The sequence below is a fragment of the Modestobacter sp. KNN46-3 genome (assembly GCF_011039295.1).
In genome coordinates, this window is sequence record NZ_JAAKGN010000286.1 from 1 (window position 1) to 2,326 (window position 2,326).

1 protein-coding gene is annotated in these 2,326 nt (G+C 70.4%); it reads right to left on the reverse strand.

Going from position 1 to position 2,326, the window contains the following annotated elements:
- Positions 1-118 precede the first annotated feature (118 nt).
- Positions 119-2,326: hypothetical protein (locus tag G5C62_RS26550; RefSeq protein WP_206330887.1), on the reverse strand; the 2,208-nt coding region annotated here is incomplete at its 5' end.

A 2,326-nucleotide genomic window follows, 5' to 3' on the forward strand; every position in this document is an offset into this window, starting at 1 on the left:
CGCGCCGACGCCACTCGGCCCTCGGCCAGATCGCGCCGGCGGCCTTCGAGGCACGGCACACTCTCACCACCGCGGCCTGAGCCTCAGACCGCAGGAACGAGGTGTCCACGCAAGCGGGTCAACTCCAGGTCAGCTGACCGTCGGGCCCGTAGACCGCCGAGAGGGTGCCGGCCACCGAGTCCTGCACCGACGTGACGAACCCGCGGGGCTCGATCGACCGATCGTAGGTGAAGGACGTCGTCGTCCCGATGCTGTCGCTGACCTTGGTCGGCTTGCCGAACCGATCGAAGACGCTGGTGGTCACACCACCGGCGGCGTCGGCGTACCGGGTCATCCGGCCGAGCCGGTCGAAGGTCTTCTCCACCTTGCTGACCGAGCCGTCGGGCTTCGTCGTGGACATCCGCACCACGTCGCCGTTGGTCGGGTCGTAGGTGCTGACCGTCTTGCCCAGCGCCGGGGCGCTCATCCCGGTGCCGGCGATCTCGACCGAGACCACGCGGTCGGCATCGTCGTAGGCCGTGGTGGTTGTGCGGGACTGGGTGACGGACGCGCCGTTCACCGGGCCGGCAGCGGACTCGGTGACCGAAGCGATCGAGCCGTAACGGTTGTAGCTGACCGTCTTGACCGGTAGCTGCGTCGCCATCCGGCCGGCGTCCTGCCCGGTGGCGGGGCCGGCGCTGTAGGTGCGGCACGCCAACCCAGCGATGCCAGGCTTGCCGCCGCACTCGGGGAACTGCGCATTGGCAGCAGCCGAGTAGTAGACGGTGAGCGTCGTCCCGGCGTCCGTGCCGGTGGACCCGGCCTTACGGGACTCCACGGCGCGACCCTGTGCGTCGTACCGCACCTTCGCGGTGACGTTGGCGCCACCAGGGCCGGCGTCGACGATCACCTGGGTGGGCTGCTTGTGCACCCAGCCGGAGGTGCCCTCGCGAGCCGGCTTGCCGTCGATCGGGTCGTACACGTTCTTGGTGACCACGACGTCGGCCAGTTGCTCCGGCACTGTGCCGGCGATCAGCACGCCCTCGGTCTCGGTGGTCGTCAGGTGATATGCGGCGCCGTCCGGCTTTCCCTCGTCGTAGACGTAGGTGCTGAGGTCGTGCACCAACCGCACGTCGTTCGGGTCGTTGCCGATCGCCAGCCGCAGCAGTGGGCCACGACTACGCAGGAGGTCGAGCCCTTCAGGCCCGTAGGTGGACAGCGACGAGAGGGCCATCGCCCGCGTCGCGGTGTCGGCCTGGGTGAGGTTCAGCGCGGCGAGGTCCGTTGCCGCTGACGGGAGCAACCCGAGCGACAGCAGCCGGTTGGTGGCGTCGAGCGAGCGGACGACGTTGCCGAAACGGTCGTGCTCGGAGGTGTCGATGAAGCCGGCCACCGGCGCGTCGGCACCCGCCGGAGACGCCGTGTTGACCTCGCGTCCAGAGGCGTCGAGGTAGTGGACCGTGGCGGCTCGGTAGCCGTCCTTCCCCGGCGTGGTGGCCGAGGCGGTCGTGACCGAGGGGACGTCCTCCGGCCCGAACACGGCTGTGGCATCGGTCGGCCCGCGGGTCTGCGCCCAGGTGGCCAAGGCGGCCGGGTTCAGGTCGTACGGGCCGCCGGCGGAACGGGTGGTCGGGACGGCGTAGACGACAGTGCTGGTGGTGTCCGGACCGACCTCGTCGAGGGTCCCCGGCTGCAGCAAGGCACGGGAGACGCTGAGCAGCCGCCCGGAACTGCGGTCGACTAGGTCGCCGTTGCCCACGGTCGAGTTGGCTCCGCCGGTGCCGTAGCGGAACTTCCAGGGCAGCTCCCCCGGACTGCCGAGCTGGACGACGCGCCCGTCAGGGTCGTAGTCGTATGCCGTCTTCAGTGCCGGAGTGATCCGCGGGTCCCAGACCTCTCGGAGCCGCCCCTTGTCGTCATACGCGTACCGGACTGCGCTGACCGCATCCGTGACGGCGGCACCCGGGGCGGTCGACCACAGCTTCACCTCGACCAGGCGGTCGGCGTGGTTGCCGAACGCCGTCGCAGTGGCGGGAGCACCCGGTGCACCTGGGTCACCGACGTAGACCAGCTGCATCACCTCGCACCCGGCCGCGGGCACTGCGGTGGTACACGCCGTCTTGTTGACCGGCCAGCCGTCGACCCCAGGCTCGATCGGGGCGATCAGACGGGTGAGCCGCAGCCGCCCGTTCACGTTGCCGTACAAGAGCCGTGTCTGGCCGGCCGACGCAGGCGGGGACGTGGTCGCGAGGCTCCAGTCGGTCGCTGCGGCCTGGCGGACGAACTCGCTGACGGTCCCGTCGAGCTCGGTGACCCGCCATGTACTCGCGTCGACGGACGTCAGGGT